Origin of the sequence: Bacillus sp. FSL W8-0116, assembly GCF_038003825.1 — a bacterium.
GTDB classification, from domain to species: domain Bacteria; phylum Bacillota; class Bacilli; order Bacillales; family DSM-4216; genus Bacillus_O; species Bacillus_O smithii.
This window is the reverse complement of the sequence record NZ_JBBOPY010000001.1, coordinates 217870-244841: the sequence shown is the minus strand read 5'-3', so window position 1 is coordinate 244841 and position 26972 is coordinate 217870. Positions and strand designations below refer to the sequence as shown.

Here is a 26972-nt window from a genome sequence, read left to right as displayed (position 1 = left end):
AAGGTTATCCTAAGTTGCAGGCAATGGATACGCCAGAATGATTGTCCATATGAAAGAGATAGCTTTATTTTTTCATCTGATGAGGAAGCTCACTATACCTTTGGTTTTATCCATTTTGTTTATCCATCTTGTTTATCCATTGTACAAGTATACGAACAAAAAGCGATAGTAAAAAGATGGTTATAAACGAATACATCCATGTCCAATTATGGTACTCGATTAAATCTGTATATTTTTCACAAAGAACTTCAATGATTGTTAAAGCAGCGGTGTACAACGCACATTGCAGAACAATGCCCGGAAACTTGGAATGGTAAGTTGTTTGAAAAAAGTATACACACATAATTGGATAGAGAAAGGATTCAAAAACAATGCTCGTATCGAAATATTTGCTTAAAAACCGAACAGGGTATTCAATCAATTTCTCTTTTGCAACAAAAATGCCAATAAATGTGGAAAAATAAGCTTTTAATAAGAAAACTAAAATCGAGTCTTTGATTAGTGTTTTTTTTCTGAATCTGAAAAGCAATAAGGCTATTCCAATGATTACAAACGCCCACAAAATCATTTTGCTCATGGATCAATCAGTCTCCCGTGTTCATTCTCTTTTGCTTTATTATCCCTAAATCATCGCGGAATATTTATCGATTGCATGAAAGGTTTTTACTGAAGGCATCATTTCTGCTGTTTGAACAGGAAAATATCGGATGATTTTTTTTCTGGTGAAATATCGCTGACTGAACAATTCCGAAAATGCAGATGTTTTGAACAATCGTTTTAATGCTACTCATATAAAACGGATACTCGCAAATGACAGCTCTTAGCAAAAGTTTATTAAAGACCTTTTGTGGTTTGAAAAGAAATTGTAAAAAATGTTTTGCCTTGGTGGGAAAGGAAAGACAATGATTCAAAGATCGTAGAATTTTTATAGGATGGGAAATATTGTTTATGTGATTCGAGGCGACTGCTGTAATCCATTTTCATGATGAATCGTTTTATAAAAAAATAGGGCTATTTTTCTTGAAAAGAAACTTTTCCATTAAATTCAATGATAAATTGCAAACTGGATGAATGGATTCTGCTAGAAAACCAATGATCCGTTTAATGGTAAAAAAGTAATAATTTTTATATTGAAATTTTAGTAGAGGTACATTAAGAAATAACCCAATCTTTATGGACCATTTTTATTATAACGAGTACAAGTTTGCTTCCTTATACGCTCCGGCCACATCTTGAAAAATAATACTTTTCCATCTTTTCCCTATATATTGAAATACGATAAAAAACTTAATCAAAATATTGTTGTATCTTTCGAGTCGTTTTATTTGATCTTTTCTATTAATCATTGTATAAAAGAATACGAAAGGGGTTGCAAAACTACTAGGAAATAAGTTCTTCTTATAGTTTTCCCTTTTTCAAAACAACACACACGTGAAAGGACGGTTCTACAACATGAATCAATTCATCAGCATTACAAAACAATTTATTAATGGGGAGTGGAAAGAAGGTTCCAGCGCCAACAAAGGAACGATTCTTAATCCTTACAACAATGAAGTGATTAAAGAAGTTTCTTTGGCTAATAAAGAAGATATCAACAATGCCTACTTAATCGCTCAAAAAGCGCAAAAAGAATGGGCAAAAACTAGCGCTGAAGAAAAAGCTCAAATTTTGCTAAAAGCGGCTCAATATATGGAAGATCATCAAGATGAAATTGTTGAAGTTCTTGCAAAAGAATCTGGAAGCACCATTGGAAAAGCTCAATTTGAACTTCATGCCAGCTTAGAAACTTTTAAAGATGCTGCTTCCTATCCTTACCGCATGGAAACCACTGTCGCTCCATCTGAAATACCAGGAAAAGTAAACAGAGTCTTTAGAAAACCAATTGGAGTCGTTGGATCTATCAGTCCTTTCAACTTCCCGTTATTCCTCTCCATCAGAACGATTGTTCCGGCTATTGCTACTGGTAATGCTGTCGTTCATAAACCAGACTTACAAACAGCTATCTCCGGTGGCGGAGTCATTGCAAAAGCATTCGAAGAAGCAGGACTGCCGGCTGGAGTATTCAACTTAATCGTTACCGATATTAGCGAAATCGGCGACTATTTTGTCGAACATCCGGTACCTAAATTTATTTCCTTTACTGGATCAACAGCCGTAGGACGTCATATCGGTGCCATTGCTGGACAAAACTTAAAGAAAGTTGCGTTGGAATTAGGCGGAAACAGCCCATTCCTTGTATTGGAAGACGCTGATATCGATCAAGCTGTAGATTCAGCCATCTTTGGTAAATTCCTGCATTCCGGTCAAATTTGTATGATGATCAACCGTATTTTCGTTCATCGCTCCAAATATGATGAATTTGTACAAAAATTCGTTGAACGGGCTAAACAATTGAAATACGGTAATCCTGAAGATCCTACTGTAGTCATCGGCCCAATCATTAACGAAAGACAAATTGAAAAGATCTTAAACTTTGCGAAAATGGCTGAAGAAGACGGAGCAACTGTCGCTTTAAGAGGAGAAAGAGTTGGTAATATTATAACTCCATTCGTCTTCACGGATGTGAAAAACGACAGCCGTCTTGCCCAAAGCGAAATTTTCGGACCTATCGCAACGATCATTCCTTTCGATACAGAAGAAGAAGCTATTCGTTTAGCAAATGAAGTAGAGTATGGTCTAAGTGCCGGTGTATTCACTCAAGATTTAGAACGCGGCCTTGCCGTTGCACAAAGAATCGAAAGCGGTATGGCACACGTGAACGACCAACCTGTAAACGTAGAAGCACAAATGCCATTCGGTGGAGAAAAAGCTTCTGGATTAGGTCGTTTTGGCGGTCAATGGGCATTAGAAGAATTTACGACCGTTCAATGGGTAAGCGTTCAAGAAAAACCAAGAAAATACCCATTCTAATAGTTAAAAAGATAGTAGAGGGCACCTTGTTTATAAGGTGTTCTCTTTTTTATATTTATTTTTTGTCTAAATCATCTCCGTGAAAAATATGGAAGTTGGATTTATACCCCATTGGTCTGTCTTTCATTATTATAATCATAATTTAAAGGGAAATAAATAGTATAATCAAGTAAAAATCGTTTTCCACAAGTTATTTCTTTTACTGGTTCCACCAAGGCAGGCCAACATGTCGGTTCCATCGCAACGAAACATCTGAAAAAAACTGCACTTGAATTGGGTGGAAACAATGCGTTTATTGTACTCGATGACGCCGATGTTGATGAAGCCGTATCTGCTGCAGCCTTTGGAAAATATATGCATTCAGGCCAAATTTGTATTGCTATCAACCGCATAATCATCGATCGAAAACTGTATCCTTCTTTCGTTGAGAAATTTAAAGAAGCAACGAAAGCTATTAAAGTGGGCGATCCATCTGAAGATGATACGATTATCGGCCCGTTAATCAATCAAAAACAAGTAGAAAGAGCCATTCAATTAGTGGAACAAACTTTGAAAGAAGGAGCGACATTAATTCATGAAGGAAAGGTAGAAGGAAACTTAATATACCCGTATATTCTAGGGGATGTAAAAAACGATATGGCAGCTGCACAAAATGAAGTATTTGCTCCGATCGCCATTATTATCCCAGTGGATAGCGAAGAAGAAGCCGTTGAAGTAGCGAATGGAACTCCATTTGGATTAAGCGGAGCCGTATTTTCGGGTTCCATCGAACGAGGAATTAACGTTGCCAGAAAAATTAAAACGGGCATGATTCACGTGAATGACCAAACGATCAATGTGGAACCGAATGTTCCGTTCGGTGGAGAAAAATATTCAGGATTAGGACGTTATTGCGGGGAATGGGCCATTGATGAATTCACCACAGTGAAATGGGTATCCGTCCAAAAACAACCTCGTTCCTATCCGTTTTCGTAATAGGGAAAAAGATAATGTTTTGTCCTTTAAGATATGAAGGTTTTCACCCGTTATAAAATGACTTTCCTCTATCTCAGATCATTTTAACTAGTATCTCTATTAACCATAGACTGAAATTTATCCTCTGGTATAATGCGCTGCATGTTGCTCGTTATTCCGGAGGATCTTTTTTGGTAGGCGGCAAAAACTGTCCAACATTTTAGGACGATTCTTATGAGTAATTTTTCGCAACCCACATATATACCTTCTTCTTAAAAATTTTCTTTCCCATTTAGCTTTATAGCAAGAAGGCTTCATTATATGTTTTTATGCCGGCGAAATAATAGGAATATTACAATAAACCCGTGGTGCTAGTTGAGTGTCAGCGCTCAACCAGCCCTAGTGTGACCAAGGAATAAGCCAACAAGATGCCATCGAGTGCCACTTCAAACCCGGCCATGGAATTCGCTCGAATGTCGGTGATCCGGTATTGGTCTACGAGAATCGAAAACACCGTCTCGATGACTTTGCGTTTTTTCCTGATCCATTCTTCCCATGCCTTGGATGGGCCGTGCTTTTGATTGTGTCGAGACGGTGTCCAGAACGCGGCTTGGTGTTCTTCGTACAGCTTTTCTCGAAGAGCGTGGCTGATGTACCCTTTGTCCCCAAAGTTGTAGGGATGAGGGATTTGAGTCATCACCGTTTCAGCGGCTTTGACGTCGTGGCAGGACGCTTCCGTCACGACATAGCCCATGGCCAGCCCTTGATTGGTCACTTGAAGATGCAGCTTGAAACCGTAGTACCATTGCTTTTTGGAAGCACAATACCCCATATCCGCGATCCCTCGAAACCGCTTGACGCGCTGCATTCTTGCGGGATGGCACAACGGAAGAGGCAAGCTGTCGACGACCGCATAAGCATGGTGTTGGCCACGTTTCGCCAGCTCATGACGGATCCATTTGATGGCGAAACCAAGCGCCCGGCAGCGGCGGTTGTATCGGGAGCGTTCAAGAAACGAGCCGTTTGTGAACAAATTTCCCGTGACAAAACGATGCCAGGCTCGTTCGGAAGAAAAGCCCAGCAGCTTCCCCAAAAGGTGAACCGCCATGACCACTTCGTCTTCTTGCTTGACCAAGTGACGGTTGCGGCGATGAAGATACATTTGAATCAACGACAGTTGGGCAGAAACAAAACAGAAAATAGCGGCATATTGTTTTTGAAGTTTGGCTGGATCTGTAGTAAAATGAAAGTGCTCTTGCATGGGGGATCTCTCCTTTCGAATGTTGGGTGACACTTTCATTCTACTGGAGATCCGCCAGCAAGGGCTATTTTTATGCTTGTCTGAGTTTTATCTAGCACCACGGGTTACAATAAATGAAAATTCACTGTATAATGAAATGGAATCCTGTGATGATTTCTTCCATTTTTTTAATCTTTTGAAAATCAGAGTTTATGAAATCTTGTGTTAGCTCGGAGGAGAGATGATTGGTTATGGAGGGGAAGTTGTTTTTGAGATAATATTTGAAAGAAAGGAATGCTTTTATATCATGAATATGCCAGTCGACATTCGTAAAGCAACCATTCAAGATTTAGAAGAAATTGTAAGATTGCGTTTGGAACTTTTTAAGGAATTAGGAGAAGTGCGATCTGAACAAGAAGAGGCTCTCGTTATAACCGCTACAAAAGAATATTTAGAAGAAGCACTTACAAATAATGAATTCATTTCATACTTAGCTCTATTAAATGATCATGTGATCAGTGTAAGCGGGATGGTTTTATTTAAACGCCCACCTTATTTAGAGAATCTAAAAGGACTGGAGGCTTACATATTGAATATGTATACCATTCCTCAATATCGGGGGAAAGGTATAGCAAGATCATTATTAGAAAAATTGATAAAGGAATGCAAAAAAACAGGAGTGAGACGAATTTGGTTGCACGCATCTGATGATGGAAAGCCGTTATATTCAAAAATGGGATTTACTTTTCATCATGGTGAAATGGAATTATTTATTTAATTAATGGTATTGGAACTATCTTCTTATTGAACAGATCGATTTTGATGCCATGTACTCGAAACTTAAAGAAATTATAGAAAAAATTGATGATTGCGGAGGAGAAAAAATGAACCATCATGTAGTCATAAGACCGGCAACGGAGCAAGATATTTCTGAATTATATGAACTAATGCTGCAGTATATTGTTGATTTTTACAAACAACCTGTCCCTAAAGAAAGGGATTTAAAAGACTTGATTCACCATTTAATGGAAAATCCTTCGAGCGGACTTCAATTTGTTGCTGAACATCAAGGAGAACTGGTAGGTTTTGCTACTTTGTACTTTACTTTTAGCACTTTAAAAGTAAAAAAACAGGCCATTTTAAATGACTTATTTGTGATTCCGAATGCAAGAGGAAAGAAAATCGGACAGAAATTATTTCAAGTATGCTTAGAATACATACGAGAAAACGACTTTGCCTTTATGACATGGGAAACGGCAAAAGATAATAAAATTGCACAGTCTTTATACAACAAAATGGGTGGAAAATTATCGGAGTGGCTATATTATGAAATCAGCTAATTTTCATATCGTTGCAATCGGAAAACATTAAGTAATTATGTCAAAATTCTTGTTTATTCAATCTAACTAATAGAAGAGGAGATAGAACATTGCTTTATTTTTTAGAAGAAGTTTTTAAGATTATCATAAAATTATTACTGTAGTTGAGCAATTTTAATTACAATAATTACCATGTAAAAGAGACAAACAGGGTACCCCTTATGCCACGTGGAGCTGTTTTTTCACGGTATCAATGGGAATATTTTGTTTCGCTGCACGGTAAATGAACTCCACGAGGCTATGTCCTTTTCTCTTGCGCAGAAGATCGAGCCCATCAGAAAAATCGCTGTTCGACTCGAACATGCTGTACACGTAAGCAAGCTGCACCAAGATCCAGTAGCGTTTCACCGCCCGACGTCCGCGAACGCGGTATCCATCGAGTTTCAGCTGGTCTTTCGCTTGACGGAAAAAACATTCGATCGACCAACGCTGGGCATAGTAGCGCAAGATCTCTTCATCGCTTAGATCCCGGTCGGTGCTCAAGACGCAGTGAAGATGTTCCGATGTCATCGGCTGATCGGCTTTCCAAGCGAGCAGCACCACGGCATCATCGAGACCTTTGAGAGAGCCTTCGTAGCGATAAACCCGATAACGCTCTTCTCCCACCGTGACGAGGTGAGTGTCTTTCGGTTCGATGTAGCGGGCAAACTCCCTCACCTGAACCGCAATGCCTTTTGGATAAAGAAGCCGATTGGCCTTGAGCATTGCGATTACGTGGAATCCCTTTTTCAGACAAGCTTCCACGAGCGTTTGCGATGGATACCAAGAGTCCATCAGCACATAAACAGGACGGTGTACATCCAAAGAAGAAAGCATCTCGATCGCGAGTTCCCCCTTGCTTTTCCCAGCCGCCTTGTCGTAGAGGCGGAACGCAAAGGGAAAAGCCTGGGTCATCGTATGAACCATGAGCCAAACGAGAGAATGTCCCCAGATCGACTTTTTCTCTGTGTGAGAATAGTGCCAATCACACCCTTGAATGGCGTGCGTTGCCTGTGACGAAGGCGTGGTTTTTTGGCAAATCGTATCATCGATCGAAACAAAAAGGGGTTGATTCTCCTGTTTGGCGATGCGTTCGACACGACGAAGCATCCACTGTTGAAGTTTGCGAAGCAGCGTCTCTTCATCCCAAGGGCTTTTCGTGAAAAAATGGCTGAGTGTCGTGCGGTGGTTCGGATGAAAGCTCCAATGATGAAGATCGGTCAATGTTCCCGCAAATCCTTTGGTGGTCAGCGCATCCACGATATGAACGAGATGCTTCATGACAGGTTTTGAAAAATAAAGTGCCAACCCCAACATCGTGAAAAACTTGTGGATTCCTTGATGATGTGCTAATCTATTCATGAGACATGAACCTCCTTGTGAATAGTTTTGGTGACACATCTATTCTAATCAAGGAATCGGGTTCATGTCTCTTTTTTTGTTTGGTTGTAAATTTATGTTAGCGAATTTGCTCATCTACAGTTATTATGTAAACTTGAAAGATATTTAAAAGGGAATGCAAAAAAATTCGTTTGATTTATAAAAAATTCGAAGATGAATCTCCGTTGGGAACCTAAATTGTTAAATTGGGGGATGAACATGAATTCCAATCATCTATTTGCTCTTTTAATAATTGATGTTCAACAAGGATTTGAAGATAAAAGATGGGGAAAGCGCAATAATCCGAACGCTGAAGAAAATATTTACATTTTATTAAAAATATGGAGAGCGAAGCAATGGCCTATTATCCATGTCCAACATATATCAACGAATTCTCATTCACCTCTGGCTGCTAACAGTAAAGGAGTATCGTTTAAGGAGATTGTAAAACCGTTAGAAGGCGAAGTGATCATTCAAAAAAAGGTGAATAGTGCCTTTATAGGGACCAACTTGGAACAATACCTTAAGGAACACGGTATCCATCATGTCGTGATCACCGGTTTAACGACTCCTCATTGCGTTTCCACCACGACAAGAATGAGTGGAAACCTAGGATTTAATACATATCTAGTATCAGATGCTACGGCTGCCTTTGGATTAAAAGGACCTGATGGTGTCTATTATGATGCTGATCAAATTCATGTCATTTCTCTTGCCACTTTGCATGGAGAATTTGCAACGGTTCTGACTACTGAAGAACTAATCGATTTTATTGAAAAATCCCATTCCATGAACTAAGCTAAGAGTGAAAACATCGTCCAAACAAGCAATCCGTCTGGCGATACAGGAATTCTTGATTGAAATACTCGTGAAGCAATCTAAATTTGTCAAGAACAATTATTGAAAAACGGAAATTTCTTAGTATATATAGATGTAGACTTTACATGGAAAGGCTATGGATTCATGGATGAGAAAAAACGTACCGTTACAGAAGATTCAAAATATATTCAGCAGCATTTAGCCAACGAACGAACATTTTTGGCATGGATTCGAACAGCGATTGCAATTATGGGAATCGGTTTTCTTATTCTAAACTTGCATATCAAATCGGCTACTCAATCCTTATCCAATATGACTGTGCAAATCATCGGCCTATTATCGGTCTTAACAGGCGTATGTACGATCCTGTTTTCGACTATCAGCTATTTTCAAAAAGCGAAACAAATTAATGAACAAACGTTTCGGCCTTCTCGTTCTCTTATTTTGTTTTTAGCACTTTTAATGTTACTTGTCACTTTCTTGTTCGGTTATTATTTCTTTGTTTCGTTAATAGGAAAATAAATGATCGCTCGAATCCTCATTTGCCTATCATTAGAAGATAGAACAAGTCGATATGGCTTATATCCTATTTGACAAATGCCATTTTCTGTGCTATCTAAACTATTGATTAGCACTCAATATATGAGAGTGCTAATTTTGATCATAAAGCGATAAGGACATTCTTTACATATAGGAATTTTGTTCGTGGAAAGGAGAGTCTTTATGGCGAAAAAGCAGTTTAAGGCAGAATCGAAAAGACTGTTGGAAATGATGATCCACTCGATTTATTCACAAAAAGAAATCTTTTTAAGAGAGCTCATTTCCAATGCCAGTGACGCCATTGACAAAATCTATTACAAAGCGCTGACAGATGATTCGCTCACTTTTGACAAAGACAATTACTATATTAAAATCATCCCCAATAAAGAAAACAGAACATTGACGATCTTGGATACCGGTATTGGAATGACAAAAGAAGAGCTTGAAAATAACCTTGGAACGATAGCAAAAAGCGGTTCTCTTGCTTTTAAAAACGAAAATGAATTGAAAGATGGCCATGAAATCATCGGTCAATTTGGGGTAGGATTTTATTCCGCTTTTATGGTCGCAGATGTAGTGACAGTCATCAGTAAAGCTTTAGGCAGCGATGAAGCATATAAATGGGAATCTCAAGGAGCGGATGGATACACCATTGAACCATGCGAGAAAGATTCAGTTGGAACCGAGATTATTTTAAAGTTGAAAGAAAATACAGAAGATGAAAATTACGATGAGTTCCTTGAAGAGTACCGCTTAAAAGAAATCATCAAAAAATACTCTGATTTCATTCGCTATCCTATCAAAATGGATGTGACGGAAAGAAAACGAAAAGAGGGCAGCGAAAACGAATTTGAAGAGTATAAAGAAGAAAAGATTATTAACAGCATGGTTCCGATTTGGAGAAAAAATAAAAGTGAATTAACGGATGAAGATTACGAGAATTTTTACCAAGAAAAACACTACGGTTTTGACAAGCCGATTAAACATATTCATATCAGCGTCGACGGTACAGTAAGATATCAAGCGATTTTATTTATTCCTGAGAAAATACCTTTTGACTACTATACAAAAGAATTCGAAAAAGGATTAGAACTGTATTCCAGCGGCGTCTTAATCATGGAAAAATGTCCTGATTTGCTTCCAGATTATTTTAGCTTTGTCAAAGGGATGGTCGACTCAGAAGATTTATCTCTCAATATATCCAGGGAAATGCTGCAGCAGGATAAACAATTAAAGTTTATCGCCAAAAACATTAAGAATAAAATTAAGAGAGAATTGGAAAGCTTATTAAAAAATGAACGAGATAAGTATGAAGCATTTTATCAATCGTTTGGCAGACAATTAAAGTTCGGAGTTTATCAAGATTTTGGAAGAGATAAAGAATTATTGCAGGATTTATTGATGTTCTACTCATCAAAAGAGAAAAAGCTGGTTACTTTAAATGAATATGTTTCAAGAATGCCGGAGGATCAAAAATATATTTACTATGCGACCGGAGAAACCATTGAACGAATTGAAAAGCTTCCACAGACGGAATTAGTAGCAGAAAAAGGGTATGAAATTCTCTATTTCACCGAAGATATCGATGAATTTGCGATCAAAATGTTAATGAAATACAAAGACAAAGAATTTAAATCGGTATCCAGCGGCGACTTGGGAATTGAAGAAGACAAAGCACAAACTGAAGCAGAAGAAAAGGAAAACAAAGAACTCTTTGATTATATGAAAGAAGTACTATCGGACAAAGTCAAAGACGTCAGAGCATCCACAAGATTAAAATCCCATCCTGTATGTTTTGCAACAGAAGGGGAAGTATCGATCGAAATGGAAAAAGTCTTTAACTCCATGCCGAACAACCAAAACATCAAAGCGGAAAAAATCTTGGAAATCAACGTCCATCACGACGTCTTCCAATCTTTAAAAGACGCTTACGCAAACGACAAAGAAAAATTAAAACTCTATACCAACTTATTGTACAATCAAGCTCTTCTCATCGAAGGCTTGCCAATCAATGATCCGGTTGAATTTTCGAACGATATTTGCAAGATTATGGTGTGATGTTGTGCATATAGCAAGGACATACCACTTTGTCTTTGGCTATCTTAAGCTTTTATCATTTTGATTAAACTATATATGATCAATGATCACAAAATGACTGAAGACTGTCTTTGTCTTCAGTCATTTTGTATGTGCGCCCGGCATGTACATGAACTATAGGGTGTAAGTCCCGAACCCCGAAGACAGAAGTAGAGGTTAGCCAAGAGCAAGGGTGTCCGTGGTGACGCGGAATCTGAAGGAAGCTGGAGGCAAAACACCGGTCCGAGGAACACGAACCTCATATAAGGCTAGGTATGATGGAGTGAGTTTGCATAACAAAACAAAGCTCTTTCTGTCGAAGGTCATATCGAGTAAATGAGGCGGATAGATGGTGTGAAAGTGCATGTACTTACCCGGGGAGGTCTGGCGGATATGTGAAGTACTCTTCATAACCAACTTAGTGATAAGTAGCTGAACCGTCAGAAGTCAGCAGAGGTCATAGTATTAGTTGGTCTAGAACAACTAAGAAGGACCGAACAATTAAGAGAGAATAGCCCTTGGTATTCAGTGAGTCATGATGAACACAGAAAACGTAGTACCTCACTTGAGGGAGGAAGCGGTGAATCCCGTGGGAGACCTCTTGGAGGGTGGAGTGACCACTGGCATAAAGAGAACAGCTATTCACGGAAGTTATAAAGACTTGCGTCAATTATCTTAATTGAACCGCCGTATACGGAACCGTACGTACGGTGGTGTGAGAGGACGGGAGTTAATCGCTCCCTCCTACTCGATTTAATCTTCTCTACGATCCACCCGTTCGTTCATATACTCATCTTTCTTCTCCTTAAACACAACAGAACAATTCTTAAATCTATTCATCGAAAGGCTAGGTCTTTTTAAAAAATGAATGGGTAATTTTACCTTAAGAATAAGCTTGTCAATTAGAAGAGATGGATCATAATCGATGCTTTTATTGCATTCCTTGTACACGTTCGAATATGAATATTTGTTCAAAAAAAATCATATCTTGATGTTGTAAAAATAAAAGAAAGGAGTAGTTTTATATGGATATGATTTTATTTCGAAACCTGAGATTCACGATGAGTGTTGGATCAATAATCCATTTTAAAAAACAAATTGGATCCGAAAGATTCATGGATGATCATTGATCGAAACAACTCTGAGGAAATACGATATTGTGCTGTAACTTTTGGAAATTCGATAAACAGAAATGTAAGCGTTTTTAAATATGTGCAGATTTGTTTGAACTGATAAATTGATCAAAACAGCAACATGAATTTTGGGGGTATAGCATGGAAAAATTGACAAATTTTTTTACAAATTTAATGAGAAAGTATCTTCCCGATCCTTTCGTTTTTGCGATTGGACTAACCCTTTTAACAATGATTCTATCAATAGTGGTTGAAGGGCAAGGATTTAAAGAAATGACGTTGAATTGGGGAAATGGTTTTTGGGATTTATTGGCGTTCACAGCACAAATGGCCGTTATTCTCGCTGCGGGGTATGTGCTGGCAACTTCTCCGTTGATTGATAAATTGCTAAATAAAATTGCAAGCAAGGTTCGTACTCCGAAAGCAGCCATTATCGTAGCAACCCTTGTTGGAGGCATTGGTTGCTACTTAAATTGGGGATTTGGGCTCGTCATCGGAAGTGTAATGGCGAAAAAATTGGCAGTAAAAGTAAAAGGTGTTCACTATCCGTTAATCATTGCATCTGCCTATAGTGGCTTTACCCTTTATGGATTAGGCTTATCCGCCAGTATTCCCGTGCTTATTTCAACTCCGGGTCATCCAATGGAAAAAACAATGGGGGTTATTCCTCTTTCAGAAACCATTTTTTCACCGCCCGTGATCATGACATCCATTGTTCTTATTATTACTCTTCCAATGTTAAATGCAATGCTGCATCCAAAAAGAAAAGAAAATATTATCGAAATTAATCCATCTGCATTTTCAGAAGAAACAGGAGCGGCTACAGAATTTTTAGAAGAAAATACATTGGCGAATAAATTAAACAATAGTCGTTTATTATCTTTCATTATCGGTATCATTGGAATTATTTATGTATGCATTTACTTTTATGATGGGCATTCTTTGAATCTAAATATAGTTAATTTCATTATTCTATTTCTGGGGATTCTTTTATTAGGCTCGCCAGCCAAATATATAGCTAGTTTAAACGAAGGAATCAAAACGATTTCCGGTATCATCTTGCAATATCCTTTTTATGCAGGCATTATGGCCATCATGACCGGATCGGGATTGGTGAATACCATTGCGAAGGGATTTGTCCATTTCTCTTCAGCAGAATCACTTCCATTTTGGGGACTTATCAGTTCATTTTTTATTAACTATTTCGCTCCTTCTGCAGGAGGACACTGGGTTGTTCAAGGACCGTTTATGATTGACGCAGCAAAAGAACTACATTCCTCTCTTAGTCAAACCTCTATGAGTGTAATGCTTGGCAGTGCTTGGAACGATTTAGTTCAGCCGTTTTGGCTTTTGCCGGCGCTTGCTATATCAAAGTTGAAATTGAAGGATGTTATGGGGTATACGGTTGTCATGATGTTCTGGGTAGGAATTGTTTATATCGCAGCCGTGCTTGTTATGGGATATTTATTTTAAAATACAAGCGGTGTAACAGTGGAAGATTGTTGATATAATTTGATGAATTAGGCTCTTTCCTTTCTCATCCATAAAGGGGTACTGTCAGGAAAATGCGGATTTAGAACGCTAAGCCGATTTTCAAGATGGTTCCCCCGTTTTTAACAACGTTAAGAAAGTTGTACTGGTCTTAAAGAATCTAATGAGACCACTTTCTCCGAATTAAAATGAGATTCTCCTAGTAAATTCATAAGTTCCCAGCCTAAAGGTGACATATGGTGCAATAAGCCTTCATGAAAACTACCTGTCCGTTTTTGATATTCAACTGCTTTTGTTAGAAGTAGGGTATTCCAGATACTGATGGCATTGATAATTATGTTTAAAGTACTGGCTCTTTGCAATTGATGCTGTATGGTTCGTTCCCTAAGCTCTCCTTGTTTATAGCTCTTGCAAGTCCATTCATGGCTTCTCCTTTATTTAATCCTTTTTGTATTTTTCTTCTTAAAGATTCATCCGAAATGTAATTAAGAATAAAGATTGTTTTTTCGATTCTTCCCATCTCACTTAAGGCTGTAGCTAAACTGTTTTGCCTTGAATAAGAGCCTAGTTTCCCCATAATAAGGGATGTTTAGACTGTTCCTTCTCTTATAGAGTGAGCGAGTCGCAAAACATCCTCATCATTTTTTTCATGACCTTTGTATTTATTTGTCCACGTAAAATAGCTTCTAGTTTTGTTGAGGATAAAGACTAAGATGAAGTGGTACCGATTTGTTTCGATATATAATATATGACTGAATCTGGATGCTTTTGATATGAGTGTATGGTCAACCGGGATACCGAAGAACGGCTAATTGAACGGCGAACCCTAAACGGTTTTCTTCTCTCCTTTGCTTATTTATAATTTCTAAATCTGGTTTGGAAAAAGTGTGGTAGGTTCCCAGCACCCACTCATCTTTATTAACAAGAGTGTACTCTATTGATACAAGTGTAGTAGACTGATAAAATCATAAGTTAAGAGTGTCTCATAAACTTGAGAAATTTCCAAACCAGGAGCCGCAAATCAAGTGGAATACGCCAATGTTTACCGATCACGGTACATACATCATTATGTTGGCCGCAGCAAAGAATCATTTGAGCATTTTACCCGAAGAAAAGACAATGGTGCATTTTTCCAATGAAATCGCCCAAGCTGGCTACAGTGCTACCAAAGGCTTGTTTCGAATTCCGTGGAATGAGCCGGTAAATTACGAATTGCTAGAGAAGATCATCGAATTTAATATCCAGGATAAAGCAGAATATACGAATTTTTGGCGGAAATAATACATCATGCCTTATCAAAAACGCATGGCACGAAAAAATGTCATGCGTTTTTGCAACATAAACGATATGAGAAAGTATCATATCCTTAATGATGAGATTACCGTTTTCTTCTAAATTCAAGATGAATAGTCTATCTAAAAGCAAGGAGATTTCCTTTTCTTTTAGATAGGCTTTTTTGGCATCGGTAAAAAATTGATTTGGTAATTGTGAAATAATTATGAGCAGGGGGGGATATGAAACGAAAGGGGATGAAAAATGTCCCAATTTTGAAGATTGAACAAATGAGAGTAAAAAATAAAAATGTTATAATACAATACTGAAATACAATATAGAGGAGAGCATGACCATGTTTAAAAAGATACTTGCGAGTTTTGGAAAAGGTTCAGCTACCGTTGACTTGCGTTTATATACGAATTCCTATCAAGTTGGCGAAAATGTGCAGGGTGACGTCGTCATATTTGGAGGAGAAGTAGATCAAAAAATCCGTTCCATTGATGTTGGGTTGTTTATGGAAATTCGAAATGAACATGGTATGGCCAAACATCATATTGCCACTGTCCCTGCCAGCGGGCCGTTTATTATTCATGCCCATGAAGAAAAATACATTCCATTTCACTATCAGCTCCCCTTTACATTGCCTGTCTCCTGCCCAACCGTTTCCTTTTACTTTGATACATACTTAGACATTGAAGGTGGAGCGGATAAAAAAGATGTGGATTATGTAGAAATTCGACCTATTCCGCCAATCATGAATGTTTTTGCAGCACTGGAACGGCTGGGATTTCGTCAAACATCAACATCAGGAAAATTGGATCGCTTTGGTCAAGAATTTTCATTTTTCCCAATGAGTCATTTTGCTCAAGATATACATGAAATAGAAATGCGTCTTGCATTGGAAGAACAAGGAATTCGCGTTTGGATGGAAGTAGAGGTTCGGCAAGGTTATCATGAAGTTGAAGTCAAAAGAGAATTCTTTTTGACACAAGAAGTTTTGAATGATATGCCGGCATTAGTAAACGTGTTGGAAAGATATATTGTGGAAGCCATTCAGCAGCCGGGTTTTTATCACCAACCGCATTCCTATCATACCTATTCTTATGAACCATATGATTATGACGAACACCCATTCCGTCAACTTGGAAACTCTGCGGCAGGAATGATTGGAGGATTTGTGGCAGGAGCACTAGGAGGCATGCTCTTAGATGAAGTGATGGAAGATTTAATCCATGAAGACCATGATCACGACTACGATCATGATCATGATGGATTTGGTTTTGATGATTTCTTTGGAGATGATGAGTAAAGATTTTCCTTTGATTGATGAAGAAAAGATGCTTTAGGTTCTGCCAGTTAGTATGCGGCAACAAGCAAAAGCAGAACACATTGGTTTTAATAAATTAATGTTTAAAGAAGAACCATCATTTTATGGTGCGAATGTAAAGCGCACATAAAATCACCGAAACATTCGCACCTGAATCCGACCCTTTTATTCGAAAATTATGGTATTCATTTAAAAAATTTCTTTGTTTTGTTAAAAGAAAATAGTGAGTTTTTGATCAAAAAGACGGGAATTTTCGGTTTTTTTGATCAAAAACCGCTGTCGCACTCTACATGAGTGCGTGGATTTAAATTTTATCCATATTCCGATAGTAAAGGACTGCTAATCGTCGCACTCTATATGAGTGCGTGGATTGAAATCCATATTTAGAAACAAATCGATTTCTTGGCAATAATATCAGCGCCACAACAAATATTTCAAGCTAGATGAAAAACAACTGTGATATGCTATTCTAATTAAAATTCACTAATTTATTTGCAAGGTAAGTTTAATAATAACACAGACAAAAATTAACCCTCTTTTGTTATTAAAGCCATCCCCGCTCAAGGGATGGCTTTGTTCATGGCAAAACTTAGCGTTGTCTCTTGATTTTCCCTCGTCATAAAGAAATTTTTTCAATAGAGGCTGCTGCCAAAATAGATTGTTCAAGAATTTCCAGCCCTTCTTGCAATTGTTCATCAGTAATGGTAATCGGCATCAGCAAACGTATAACATTGCCGAATATGCCTGCGCTTAAAAGAAGTAAACCACGCTTATTGGCTTCAGCGATGATTCGATTGGTTAAATCTTTGTTAGGCTCTTTTGTCTCTCTGTCTTTTACAAGCTCTATTGCACACATTGCTCCCAGCCCCCGAATATCGCCGATAAACTCGAATCGATCGTACCAATTTTTAAACTTGTTCATGACGGTTTTACCGATTTGTTCTCCGCGAGCGTTTAAATTCTCGGATTCAATGATGTCCAATACGGCTAATGCAGCCGCACAACCGAGTGGGCTTCCGCTATAAGTTCCGCCTAATTCACCTGGCGAAGCAGCATCCATAATGTCGCTTCTGCCAATCACGCCGCTTAACGGTACTCCCGCAGCAAGTGATTTAGAAACGGTGATCAAATCAGGAACAATGTCGAAATGCTCAATGGCAAAATAACGGCCAGTCCGGCAAAAACCTGTTTGGATTTCATCCGCCACGAATAAAATGCCGTATTCATGACAAATGTCATAAACCGCTTGAACAAATTTTTTACTGGGAACGATGAAACCACCTTCGCCTTGTACAGGTTCCATAACAACAGCCGCTACCATTTCTGGAGCAACGTCATTTTTGAAAAAGCTTTTAAATTCTTCAATGATGAAATTTTCATATTCTTCGTCTGAAATGTTGCCTGGTTTTCTATAAAAATATGGATAAGGTGCTTTATAGACCTCTGAAGCAAAGGGGCCGAATTCAAATTTATAAGGCTTTACTTTGCTTGTCATCGACATCGTCATTAATGTCCTTCCATGGAAACCTCGTGTAAAGCTAATGATGCCCGGTCTTTTTGTGTATTTTCTAGCAATTTTCACGGCGTTTTCAACTGCTTCTGCGCCGCTGTTGAGGAGAATCACTTTTTTATCCTCATTCCCCGGGGCGATGGCCGCTAGTTTTTCAGCCAACTCAATATACGGTTCATACATCATGACATTAAATCCTGTATGAATATATTGATCAATTTGAGCTTTTAAAGCATCTACCACTTTTGGATGGCGGTGTCCTACGTTGATCGTCCCTATGGCTCCTGCAAAATCTATAAACGTATTGCCATCCACGTCTGTTACGAGTGCACCAGCTGCTTCTTTGGCGAAAGTAGGTATTCCATAGCTAACTCCACGGGGGATCGCTTTTTCTCTTCTTTCCAACAAGCTTTTAGAGATGCTTCCTGGTAAACTGCTTTTAACATTTGCGTATTTCATTTGGATCCATCCTTTCCATTTTAAATAGATTTTTGATCAAGAGGCAATTCTGTCGGACTTTCAACGCTTTGAAAATCCATTTCGGGTGGTGCTATTTTAAAGCCTTTTGTTAAAAAGGCTAGATAAACGATTCCGATGAAGGTCCATATCGAACCGAGAATTTTTGCATTTTTATCCAAATTCAAAAATAGTCCAAAGTCTAAAACGGCTCCTACTAAAGGAATGAGAAAATAGAAAAAAATGTCCTTGCTTGAACGATTTTTTTGTTTTATATAGTAGTGAAAAATCACATCCACATTGACAAATATGAATGTCAAAAACGCTCCGAAATTAATAAAGGATGTGGATGTCGTAACGTCCATATTCACCGCTAGTAAAGAAATGGCTCCAATTATCACAATATTGAGAATGGGTGTTTTGGTTTTTGCATTTAAATAGCCAAATAATTTTGTCGGCAATACGTTGTCTCTGCCCATTGCATATAAAAGGCGTGCACCGCTTGCCTGGGCAGCGATTCCCGATGCAAATTGGGCAATGATCATACCGGCAAGGAAAATGGAGCTTAACAATGTTCCGCCAATTTGTTTAGCAATTTCAAATGCAGCTGAATCAAGATTTTGAAAATCAGTGTAGTTTGGATGAACAAGATATAGAAAACAAGAGGAAATGACAAAGATGATTCCACCGATGAAAGTAACAAGCAAAATAGCTCGCGGCAGCGTTTTTTCCGGCTGCAGCGTTTCTTCAGACATGGTTGTGACAGCGTCAAATCCTAAAAATGAATAACATGCGATGGAAGCTCCTGCAAGTATAGATGAAAGAGAGGAGTGACTGTTGAAAAACGGGTTGTGATCGAATGAGTTGCCTCCGGTATTCGAAGTTATGTTCATGATGGATAATATGAGAAAAAAAGCAATCACTAGCAGTTGAAAAACCATCATGAAAAAATTTACATTTGTCGTCATTTTAACGCTAATGACATTAATGATGGATGTGATGACAATAAAGGTGATGATCCATATCCATAGAGGAACGGACGGAAAGGCAGAATGAAGATATACGGATCCGATCAGCCAGATGACCATGGGAAGAAATAAATAATCTAACAATATAGCCCAGCCAATAATAAACCCCAAATGTGAACTGATCGACTTTCGAGTATAAGTATAGGCTGAACCTGAGGTGGGGAAGGCTTTTACCATTTTTCCATAGCTGTAGGCGGTAAATAGCATGGCGATCAACGCAACGACATAGGCGGTTGGAACAGAACCGTGGGTGGTCTCGGCTAAAATGCCATAGGTTCCGAAAACAATCATAGGTGCCATATAAGCAAGGCCAAAAATAATCACTTGCGGCAGCTTTAATGTTCGTTTCAGATGAAGCTGTTTCTTCATATCCATATCATCTCCTTTGTTCGGTTTTGTTTTCTGATTTATCAGTCAATTCATTAAATAGCTCTACGTATAAGTCGGTTCTCCGATCTGCCATATAATTTAAATGTTCATCTAATGGTTCATTTAGCGGAACATGAATGGTGATTAGTTGTTCTTCATCATTTAGTTTGACGATTACAGTGCCGTTTCCGTCGACGGCAGCGCTTTCACCAAAGAAAGTAGTATCATATTCTGTTCCGGTACGATTGCACAATACGATTGGAATTTGATTTTCCATGGCCCGGCTTTGTAAAAAAATGAATTGATGCTTTTCATAAGGCTTCATGTTTGCCAGCGGTACGAGTAGAAGCTCTGCTCCCTTAAGCCGGAATATTCTTGCGACTTCTGGGAATTCCAGATCATAGCAAATCATTAATGCTATTTTTCCAAGCTCGGTATCAAAAACAGGCAGCTCTGTTCCTTCTTTAAATACATTTCTTTCGTTAGCAAAGAGATGGGATTTTCGATAGATGCCTCTTATCGTACCTTTGTCGTCAATCAGAATGGCAGTGATAGAGAAGGTGGAGTCCTTATTTTTTTCCGGAAAAGAGATAACAGCAAAGATTTCATGTTCTCTACAAGCACTTTGGAAAATTTGAATGCTATTGCCTGAAAGCGGCTCGGCCAACTCACTTAAAGATTCCCAAACAAAATATCCAGTTAAACATAATTCCGGAAACAGAATGAGCTGTGATTGCTGCTTTTTTGCTGTTTTTATCATTTCGATCATTTTTTGAATGTTATCGCTTTTATTGCCCTGTTTTGGTGAAAATTGAGCGATTGTCACTCGAACCATTTGGATTGCCTCCCAGTATGGCGAATTTATCTTATGTATACAAAAATTGTATACAATTTATGCCGTGGCTTTATACGTAACGATGAATGACTTGTGTAATCGAGACGGGATCTGTAAATTCTTTTGAAAAATCAATATCATTTTGAATCGATTCGATATGTTTAAAAGCTAGTTCTTTTGCTGCTTTAGGCTGGTGATTTTTAATCGCCTCTAATAATTCATCATGCTCACAGATGGCATTTGCTTCTTTATGTTCAGATACATCATAGAAGCTTAATATGATATGGGATAAAGTAATAATTTTTTTAAGAAATTCGATTAAATACGAATTTCTGGATGCTTCAATGATACTCAAATGCAAATTCTTTGTTGCCACTAATGACTGGTGAAACAACTGATCTTTCATTAATTTTCGTTCTTCTTCTAAAAAATGATACATACGATCGATTTCTGCTGGTGTTGCATAGTGAGCCGCCAGTTCTGTCGCTTGGGGTTCTAACATTTTCCGGACGCTGAATATTTGTTCTGCTTCAGCTGGGGTGGGGCAGTACACAAAGGCACCTCTTTTTGGCTTTAATTCGATTAATGAATCGTATTTCAATCGCTGAAAAACCGTTCGAATAGGTGTACGGCTGACCCCGAAGGCTTCTGCTAATACATTTTCTTTTAATTGTTGCCCGGGAGGAAAATCTGCATTTACAATGGCGTCACGGAGAACACGATATATTTTCTCCTCAGTCATTTTAGGTGCAGTCTTCATTGCATCATTCCTTTCTAATGAATGGTTTCTTATAAAATAACACGAATTTTCAGAAATATCAAATTTATTGTCAGATTATCTCTCATACTTTTTGCTATTGAAATAGGCAAACAATTGATTGGGATGCAAATGACAGACTTATTTCATCCAACTATGTATACGACGAAAGAAAGCATATTCGTAATGCGTTCATCTATCAGTCAGCTATTGAATTTTTCTATAAATGATGATCAATAGGCTGCCAGTAATCGTCTGGAGAAATAGCAGCGAAAGTTGGGAGAGAGGGGATCGATACTGAAAAATGATTAATCAAGGAAGAAGTTTCCAAAAGGTATTTTTTAGTTCGAGCAAAGTGAAGTTCGTCATGATTTGGATCATTCATTTGCGAAAAAAGTACGTCATACAAAGTTAAAAACACCCTTTCATCCAGTCCATAAGCTAATTTTTTATGTTAATTTTTGATTTAACAACGAACTTTATTTCTTCATAATTTTTTAGGATTCATCGTCACTATATAAGTTGAATTAAAGATTTACAACTGAACACACAAACGATCGATCGTTTGTTCTGGTTTCTGGTTGATTCGCTGAATAAAGGCTTGGACATTCTTTCTAATTTCTTGCACACTCGAATAGAACACGTTGTAAATCACGTCTGATTTCAGCCATTTCCATAGCCCTTCAATCAAGTTCAATTGCGGACTGTATGGTGGCAAAAAGACGAGCTCTAACCGATCTTCGTGTTCTTTTAAAAATGGCTGAATGAGTTTGGCATGGTGAATTCGAGCGTTATCTAAAATCATCACTATTTTGCCTGTGGGATAGCGTTCTAACACAAGTTGAAGAAATCGAAGAAATGTTTCCGCGTCATAGCATTCTTCTTCGATGCAAAACACTTCCCCTGTTTCGTAGTTCAACGTGCCAATCAGCTTCAGCCCTTGATGTTTTCCAAACGTCGGAATGATTCGTTGTTTTCCTTTGACAAACCATGTTTTTTGAATCGCTTGGTAATCACGAATCATCGACTCATCTTGAAAGAGGACATGGGCGATGTTCCCATCTACCAGTTTTTTTTTACTTCAGGGAAGGTGATTTCGACGAATTCTTTTTGTTTCTCTTCATCGGCATTGGCTAGTGTATAGGTCGGTTTCGTATAGCTTAGCCCTAACCGATGCAGAATGTCACTTGTTCCGCGAAGCGTGTATGTTGGCCCATACCCGTCAAGTTAGCGGTATAAAATTTTTTAGGATGATACGCATGTTCGAAAAATCAATCAAAGGATGAAGAGAAAACCAAATGCTGGGCATGCCAAATAACCCTCAAGAAGAGGGTTATTTGGCAATTATATCCATGACCCACACTACCATATCCCCAATTTCTTTAAAAGATCCGATACCGTTTCCTCTCCTTTCCTTCGGTCTTTCCTCGCGTGTTTCCTTAACAGAGACAGGAGAGATGGAAGGGCGGTTTCCATCGCTTGGGGATGCAAAAGAAACCGATGCCAATACGATTGGAGGATATTAAGCGCTTTCCATTCACTGATCTCGATTCCCTCCCGTTGATGCCAATACCTTCGGGCTTGGAACAGAAGAGTCTGCGTGACTAAAATGGCAATCAATGTCCCATATAAGTGGCATTCGAATCGTTCCTTCTTCATCTTTTTGACACGGTCAAGATCAAATAAGGATTTCCAGCCCTTAAATAACAGCTCCACTTGCCAGCGCAGCGAATACAGCTCATAAACTTGTTGCGCATCAAACGATTCTTGTGGTAAATTGGTCAGTAAGATGTGATATTTCTTTTGTTCAAGGGTTTGGCGTGACAGCGCCTTCCCTTTCTTTTTTTCCTTTTTCCGCACGTACGCCAGCCGTTTTTCCCATTCTTCCGCCGTGAGACGGCGAAAAATCAGACGCGGAACATACAGGCGTTGGTGTCCGATATACACGTGTTCCACTTCCACGGCTTCCCCCTCGCCCAATCGATTTCCTATCGATTCCCAATCCCATTCGTGCCACTCCCCGTCCTGCTTGATATAGACTTTGATATCGGAACGCAACCGGGTAATATAATAAGCACCTCGAGCATCAATCTCCGCCAGCGTGGCGAGTGAAAAAAACCCCAGATCCCGAATGCAAAGGTCATTCGGTAAAATCGTGTGCTGGGTATGATAAGCAAAACGGGCATCGGAATCATTGGCCTGTTGGACGCACAGCTGAAGACAGGTTCCCGATAACAGCTCATACTCAAATTGGATTTTGGCGCCAGATGAAACCGAACCTTGATAGTCCTCACCATAGTCGGTCGGAAGTAAAAAACTGGTAGAGTCTAAGATCCGCAGACGGGTGAAACAAGCGCGATACGTTTCGGTGATGGAAGAGAGTGCCGGACGTTGATGCATCAGGAGAGTAAAAAAGACCTCTTTTAAAAACGCCACGGCACGAGGCGTAAACCGCTGATTCAGTCCTTCATTCGAGAGAGAGCAATCATGCCAGAGCGCCAAATCGGCACACAACCGCTGAAGCGACTGACAGGCGAGCGATCCGTCTCCCCAAGCACATAGCGTCAGAAAGGCTTCCGCTGTTAATGAACGCTGCCGCTGAATGAATCCGACTTTCCGTGCCAGACGAGTCAGTTCTTCATAGGAGAAGAGTTGACGAATCGTTTTTATCCATGCCTTCATCTTTTTTTCCATCAAAAAATAATCCTTTCCAACGATGATTTTCGTTAGAAAGGATACCATGTTTTTGGCGCTGAAAAAAGATCAAATTCTTAACTTGATGGCTATGGTATGTTGGCCCCCACTTTTGTTGAATGAGTTCAGCGATTATCGCAAGCGTCCAATTATATTTTGCTTCGAATCCCACATCTACGGGGAGCTGATGTTCAATGATCAAAGCCAGCTCTTTTTCCTGCTCAGGGGTCAATCGACGTGGGGCGCCAGGTGAGTATTTCATCTCCAGTCCATCAAGACCGCGCTGGGCGTAGGCATGAATATAGTTATAAATAGTTTTCTTGGATCGACCAATAATCGTTGCGATTTCTCCTTTGGTATATCCCTGCAAATGAAGATAAATCGCTTGGTAGCGTTCATATGCTCGTTTACTTTTTGCTTCTTTCATGGCAGTGGACAACTTTTCGATCTCGTCTTTGTGATTTGGCATCATATTTTCTCTCCGTTCCCCTATTTTCTCTTTGTATTTATTCGCCGTGGAACGGGAGAAAACCTTTATTTCAATTTATATATGAAGCTTGCTGGAATCATATAAATATGGGAAAATAAGATTGACTGAATACCAAAATTTTCAAAACAAAATGTAAGGGGTTACATATTATCTGAAGAAAAATATTTTTTTAGACGTGAACCATAGCATACCCAATCATTCATGCTGTTAGTCATTTGTTGAGCGGAATATCATTTTATTTTATAGGATATTCATAACTATAAAACCTCGAAAATACAATAGGGGGCTAAACGATGAAAAAGATATTAAATGATCCAAAAAATGTATTAGACGAAATGCTGAACGGTTTTGTTTATGCAAATGAAGGACTAGTAAAGAGGTTAGAAGGAACAGGTGTCATTTATCGAACTTTTAAAGACGAGGGAAAAGTGGGACTAGTCAGCGGAGGAGGGAGCGGTCATGAACCTAGCCATGCAGGTTTTGTCGGACAAGGCATACTGTCGGCTGCCGTCTGTGGCGAAGTCTTTACTTCTCCAACACCTGACCAAATAGTTGAAGCCATTAAGATAGCGGATCAAGGTGCGGGTGTTTTATTGATTGTGAAAAACTACACTGGTGATGTGATGAATTTTGAGATGGCTCAAGAGATGGCTGAAATGGAAAATATACAAGTCGAAAAATTAATTGTTGATGATGACATCGCCGTTGAAGATAGTACTTTTACAGCCGGAAGAAGGGGAATAGCGGGAACTGTTCTGGTACATAAAATTTTAGGTGCTGCGGCAGCGTCCGGTTTATCCCTTGAAGAGATAAAAACATTGGGGGATCAGTTAGTACCGAATATCAAAACGATAGGGGTATCTATTTCTCCGGCGACCGTTCCGGAAGTAGTCAAACCGGGATTTCAACTAGCAGAGGATGAAATGGAGTACGGTGTTGGAATTCATGGGGAACCGGGATACCGGCGTGAAAAAATAAAAACATCAAGAGAAATCGCAAAAGAACTAGTCAACCAATTGAAAAAAGCATTCAACTGGAAAAAAGGGGATCATTATGCCGTATTAGTAAATGGACTAGGTGCTACGCCGTTAATGGAACAATTTGTGTTCATGAATGATGTCCATGCTTTATTAAAGGAAGAAGAGTTGGTGATTGATTATAAAAAAGTTGGTTCCTTTATGACTTCTATTGATATGGCAGGGGTCTCTTTAACCCTTGTAAAACTGGCAGATGATACTTGGACCCGCTATTTGAAACTTCCAGTTAAGACACCTGCATGGGTATAGAAGGAGGAATGATGGATGTTAACGACTGAAAATACTGTCAAATGGCTCATTTTATTTGCTGGTAAAGTGAATGAAAAAAAGGTTTATTTAAGTGAATTAGACAGCGCTATAGGCGACGGCGATCATGGCACGAATATGGCGCGCGGAACAAAGGACATGGAAGAAAAATTAAAAGAGGAGGAATATGCGACGGTACAAGATGTTTTTAAAAAAGCTTCCATGTCGCTTCTGAGTAAAATCGGAGGCGCCTCCGGACCTCTTTATGGATCTGCCCTTATGGCGATGGCCAAACAAGCCGGCAAGGATGAAAAAGATATAGCGGCGATTCTAAAAGCAGGGCTTGAAGGGATTCAAAAGAGGGGAAAGGCAGTACCGGGCGAAAAAACCATGGTGGATGTTTGGGTCCCTGTGATTGAAGCGCTGGAATCCGGAAATTTAACAAAAGAAACGATACAGGAAGCTGTGAATCAAACAAAAGATATGAAAGCAACGAAGGGACGCGCCTCTTATCTTGGAGAACGTTCCATCGGGCATCTGGATCCTGGCGCCGTTTCAAGCGGATACTTTTTTGAAGCGATGTTAGAGGGAGGCATTCTGAATGAATAAAAAAGAATATGGGATTGTCATTGTCTCCCACATCGAAGAACTGGCGGAAGGTGTGGTGCGATTATTAAAAGAGGCAGCCCGAGACGTTTCAATCACTTGTGCGGGAGGAACAGATGAAGGGGAAGTAGGGACAAGTTTTGAGAAGATCAGTTCCGCTATCTCCGAGAATAGTGCTGATAAACTGTTGGCTTTTTATGATCTAGGCAGTGCGAAAATGAACTTAGAAATGGCGATGGAAATAACCGAAAAGCAAGTTCATCTTATGGATACCGCGTTAGTTGAGAGCGCTTATACTGCAGCCGCATTGATACAAGCCGATGCACCCTTCGAAGAAATTATAGATCAACTCAAACCATTGAAAATAAAATAAAAACAAGCTTCCAATTTGCAAGATAGTCTTGCAGATTGGAAGTTTTTTATTTGATCCAAAATTTTTAT

Annotated in this window: 23 protein-coding genes and 2 pseudogenes; 13 read left to right on the top strand and 12 right to left on the bottom strand. The window is 39.0% G+C overall.

Annotation, left to right across the window (positions count from 1 at the left end):
- Nucleotides 1–106: 106 nt before the first annotated feature.
- Entirely contained in the window at nt 107–577 is a 471-nt protein-coding gene (locus N1I86_RS01080) for a CBO0543 family protein (RefSeq protein ID WP_341094508.1), read from the bottom strand.
- An 875-nt stretch (nt 578–1452) separates the two neighbouring features.
- Here N1I86_RS01080 and N1I86_RS01075 point away from each other — a divergent pair.
- Complete coding sequence (locus N1I86_RS01075; RefSeq protein ID WP_327805349.1) at nt 1453–2910, top strand: aldehyde dehydrogenase family protein; 1458 nt, start codon at nt 1453–1455, stop codon at nt 2908–2910.
- A gap of 192 nt (nt 2911–3102) precedes the next feature.
- Complete coding sequence (locus tag N1I86_RS01070) at nt 3103–3885, top strand: aldehyde dehydrogenase family protein (protein WP_341097211.1); 783 nt, start codon at nt 3103–3105, stop codon at nt 3883–3885.
- Between the two features lie 361 nt (nt 3886–4246).
- Here N1I86_RS01070 and N1I86_RS01065 read toward each other — a convergent pair whose 3' ends face one another.
- Complete coding sequence (locus N1I86_RS01065; RefSeq protein ID WP_004439648.1) at nt 4247–5125, bottom strand: IS982-like element ISGsp1 family transposase; 879 nt, start codon at nt 5123–5125, stop codon at nt 4247–4249.
- A 220-nt stretch (nt 5126–5345) separates the two neighbouring features.
- On the opposite strand from N1I86_RS01065, the gene N1I86_RS01060 reads away from it, so the two are divergent.
- On the top strand, nt 5346–5882 hold the full coding sequence (locus N1I86_RS01060; RefSeq protein WP_341094506.1) for a GNAT family N-acetyltransferase: 537 nt from the start codon (nt 5346–5348) through the stop codon (nt 5880–5882).
- Between the two features lie 106 nt (nt 5883–5988).
- Entirely contained in the window at nt 5989–6444 is a 456-nt protein-coding gene (locus N1I86_RS01055; RefSeq protein WP_341094504.1) for a GNAT family N-acetyltransferase, read from the top strand.
- Nucleotides 6445–6642: 198 nt separating this feature from the next.
- On the opposite strand, the gene N1I86_RS01050 is transcribed toward N1I86_RS01055, so the two are convergent.
- A complete protein-coding gene (locus N1I86_RS01050; RefSeq protein WP_341094502.1) occupies nt 6643–7824 on the bottom strand; it encodes an IS701 family transposase in 1182 nt (393 codons plus the stop codon).
- A gap of 231 nt (nt 7825–8055) precedes the next feature.
- Between N1I86_RS01050 and N1I86_RS01045 the strand changes: the two genes are divergently transcribed.
- The 4 genes from N1I86_RS01045 (at nt 8056) to N1I86_RS01030 (ending at nt 13883) form a co-directional block, all read left to right on the top strand.
- Nucleotides 8056–8640, top strand: a complete 585-nt coding sequence (locus N1I86_RS01045) for a cysteine hydrolase family protein (protein WP_341094500.1) — start codon at nt 8056–8058, stop codon at nt 8638–8640.
- A 165-nt stretch (nt 8641–8805) separates the two neighbouring features.
- The gene (locus tag N1I86_RS01040; protein ID WP_327825209.1) at nt 8806–9183 is read left to right on the top strand and encodes a YidH family protein; all 378 of its coding nucleotides are present in this window, start codon (nt 8806–8808) and stop codon (nt 9181–9183) included.
- Between the two features lie 201 nt (nt 9184–9384).
- Entirely contained in the window at nt 9385–11259 is a 1875-nt protein-coding gene (gene htpG, locus N1I86_RS01035) for a molecular chaperone HtpG (RefSeq protein WP_003352854.1), read from the top strand.
- Nucleotides 11260–12551: 1292 nt separating this feature from the next.
- Complete coding sequence (locus N1I86_RS01030) at nt 12552–13883, top strand: short-chain fatty acid transporter (RefSeq protein WP_341094497.1); 1332 nt, start codon at nt 12552–12554, stop codon at nt 13881–13883.
- A 149-nt stretch (nt 13884–14032) separates the two neighbouring features.
- On the opposite strand, the pseudogene N1I86_RS01025 reads toward N1I86_RS01030, so the two are convergent.
- Nucleotides 14033–14594 (bottom strand): annotated as a pseudogene (locus N1I86_RS01025) (Tn3 family transposase); the annotation flags it as partial.
- A gap of 92 nt (nt 14595–14686) precedes the next feature.
- On the bottom strand, nt 14687–14839 hold the full coding sequence (locus N1I86_RS16655) for a DUF4158 domain-containing protein (protein WP_429770850.1): 153 nt from the start codon (nt 14837–14839) through the stop codon (nt 14687–14689).
- 40 nt (nt 14840–14879) lie between these two features.
- Here N1I86_RS16655 and N1I86_RS01020 point away from each other — a divergent pair, with 40 nt between their 5' ends.
- Nucleotides 14880–15182: an iron chaperone gene (locus N1I86_RS01020; protein WP_429772409.1), complete on the top strand. Its 303-nt coding sequence runs from the start codon at nt 14880–14882 to the stop codon at nt 15180–15182.
- Nucleotides 15183–15528: 346 nt separating this feature from the next.
- Nucleotides 15529–16485, top strand: a complete 957-nt coding sequence (locus N1I86_RS01015) for a sporulation protein (protein WP_341094496.1) — start codon at nt 15529–15531, stop codon at nt 16483–16485.
- A gap of 634 nt (nt 16486–17119) precedes the next feature.
- Here the strand turns inward: N1I86_RS01015 and gabT are convergent.
- From gabT to N1I86_RS00980, 7 genes and pseudogenes are all read right to left on the bottom strand, one after another.
- Nucleotides 17120–18472, bottom strand: coding sequence for a 4-aminobutyrate--2-oxoglutarate transaminase (gene gabT, locus N1I86_RS01010; protein WP_341094494.1), 1353 nt, complete (start codon nt 18470–18472; stop codon nt 17120–17122).
- A 20-nt stretch (nt 18473–18492) separates the two neighbouring features.
- Nucleotides 18493–19866, bottom strand: coding sequence for an APC family permease (locus tag N1I86_RS01005; protein ID WP_341094492.1), 1374 nt, complete (start codon nt 19864–19866; stop codon nt 18493–18495).
- A 7-nt stretch (nt 19867–19873) separates the two neighbouring features.
- Nucleotides 19874–20701: a carbon-nitrogen hydrolase family protein gene (locus N1I86_RS01000; protein WP_341094490.1), complete on the bottom strand. Its 828-nt coding sequence runs from the start codon at nt 20699–20701 to the stop codon at nt 19874–19876.
- 70 nt (nt 20702–20771) lie between these two features.
- Nucleotides 20772–21461 carry a GntR family transcriptional regulator gene (locus tag N1I86_RS00995; RefSeq protein WP_341094488.1) on the bottom strand — a complete coding sequence of 230 codons (690 nt, stop codon included), beginning with the start codon at nt 21459–21461 and terminating at the stop codon, nt 20772–20774.
- 532 nt (nt 21462–21993) lie between these two features.
- Nucleotides 21994–22676: pseudogene (locus N1I86_RS00990) on the bottom strand (IS630-like element ISBs2 family transposase); the annotation flags it as partial.
- 144 nt (nt 22677–22820) lie between these two features.
- The gene (locus N1I86_RS00985; protein ID WP_341094487.1) at nt 22821–24152 is read right to left on the bottom strand and encodes an IS4 family transposase; all 1332 of its coding nucleotides are present in this window, start codon (nt 24150–24152) and stop codon (nt 22821–22823) included.
- On the bottom strand, nt 24097–24624 hold the full coding sequence (locus N1I86_RS00980) for a helix-turn-helix domain-containing protein (protein ID WP_341094485.1): 528 nt from the start codon (nt 24622–24624) through the stop codon (nt 24097–24099). The genes N1I86_RS00985 and N1I86_RS00980 overlap by 56 nt, the downstream gene beginning before the upstream one ends.
- Nucleotides 24625–24935: 311 nt before the next feature.
- On the opposite strand from N1I86_RS00980, the gene dhaK reads away from it, so the two are divergent.
- Genes dhaK through dhaM form a run of 3 tightly spaced genes read left to right on the top strand, consistent with a single transcriptional unit; the run spans nt 24936 to nt 26904 of the window.
- Nucleotides 24936–25928, top strand: coding sequence for a dihydroxyacetone kinase subunit DhaK (gene dhaK, locus N1I86_RS00975; RefSeq protein ID WP_341094483.1), 993 nt, complete (start codon nt 24936–24938; stop codon nt 25926–25928).
- Between the two features lie 15 nt (nt 25929–25943).
- Nucleotides 25944–26534, top strand: coding sequence for a dihydroxyacetone kinase subunit DhaL (dhaL, locus tag N1I86_RS00970; protein ID WP_003352869.1), 591 nt, complete (start codon nt 25944–25946; stop codon nt 26532–26534).
- On the top strand, nt 26527–26904 hold the full coding sequence (dhaM, locus tag N1I86_RS00965) for a dihydroxyacetone kinase phosphoryl donor subunit DhaM (RefSeq protein ID WP_003352870.1): 378 nt from the start codon (nt 26527–26529) through the stop codon (nt 26902–26904). Before dhaL ends, dhaM begins: the two co-directional genes overlap by 8 nt.
- Nucleotides 26905–26972 lie beyond the last annotated feature (68 nt).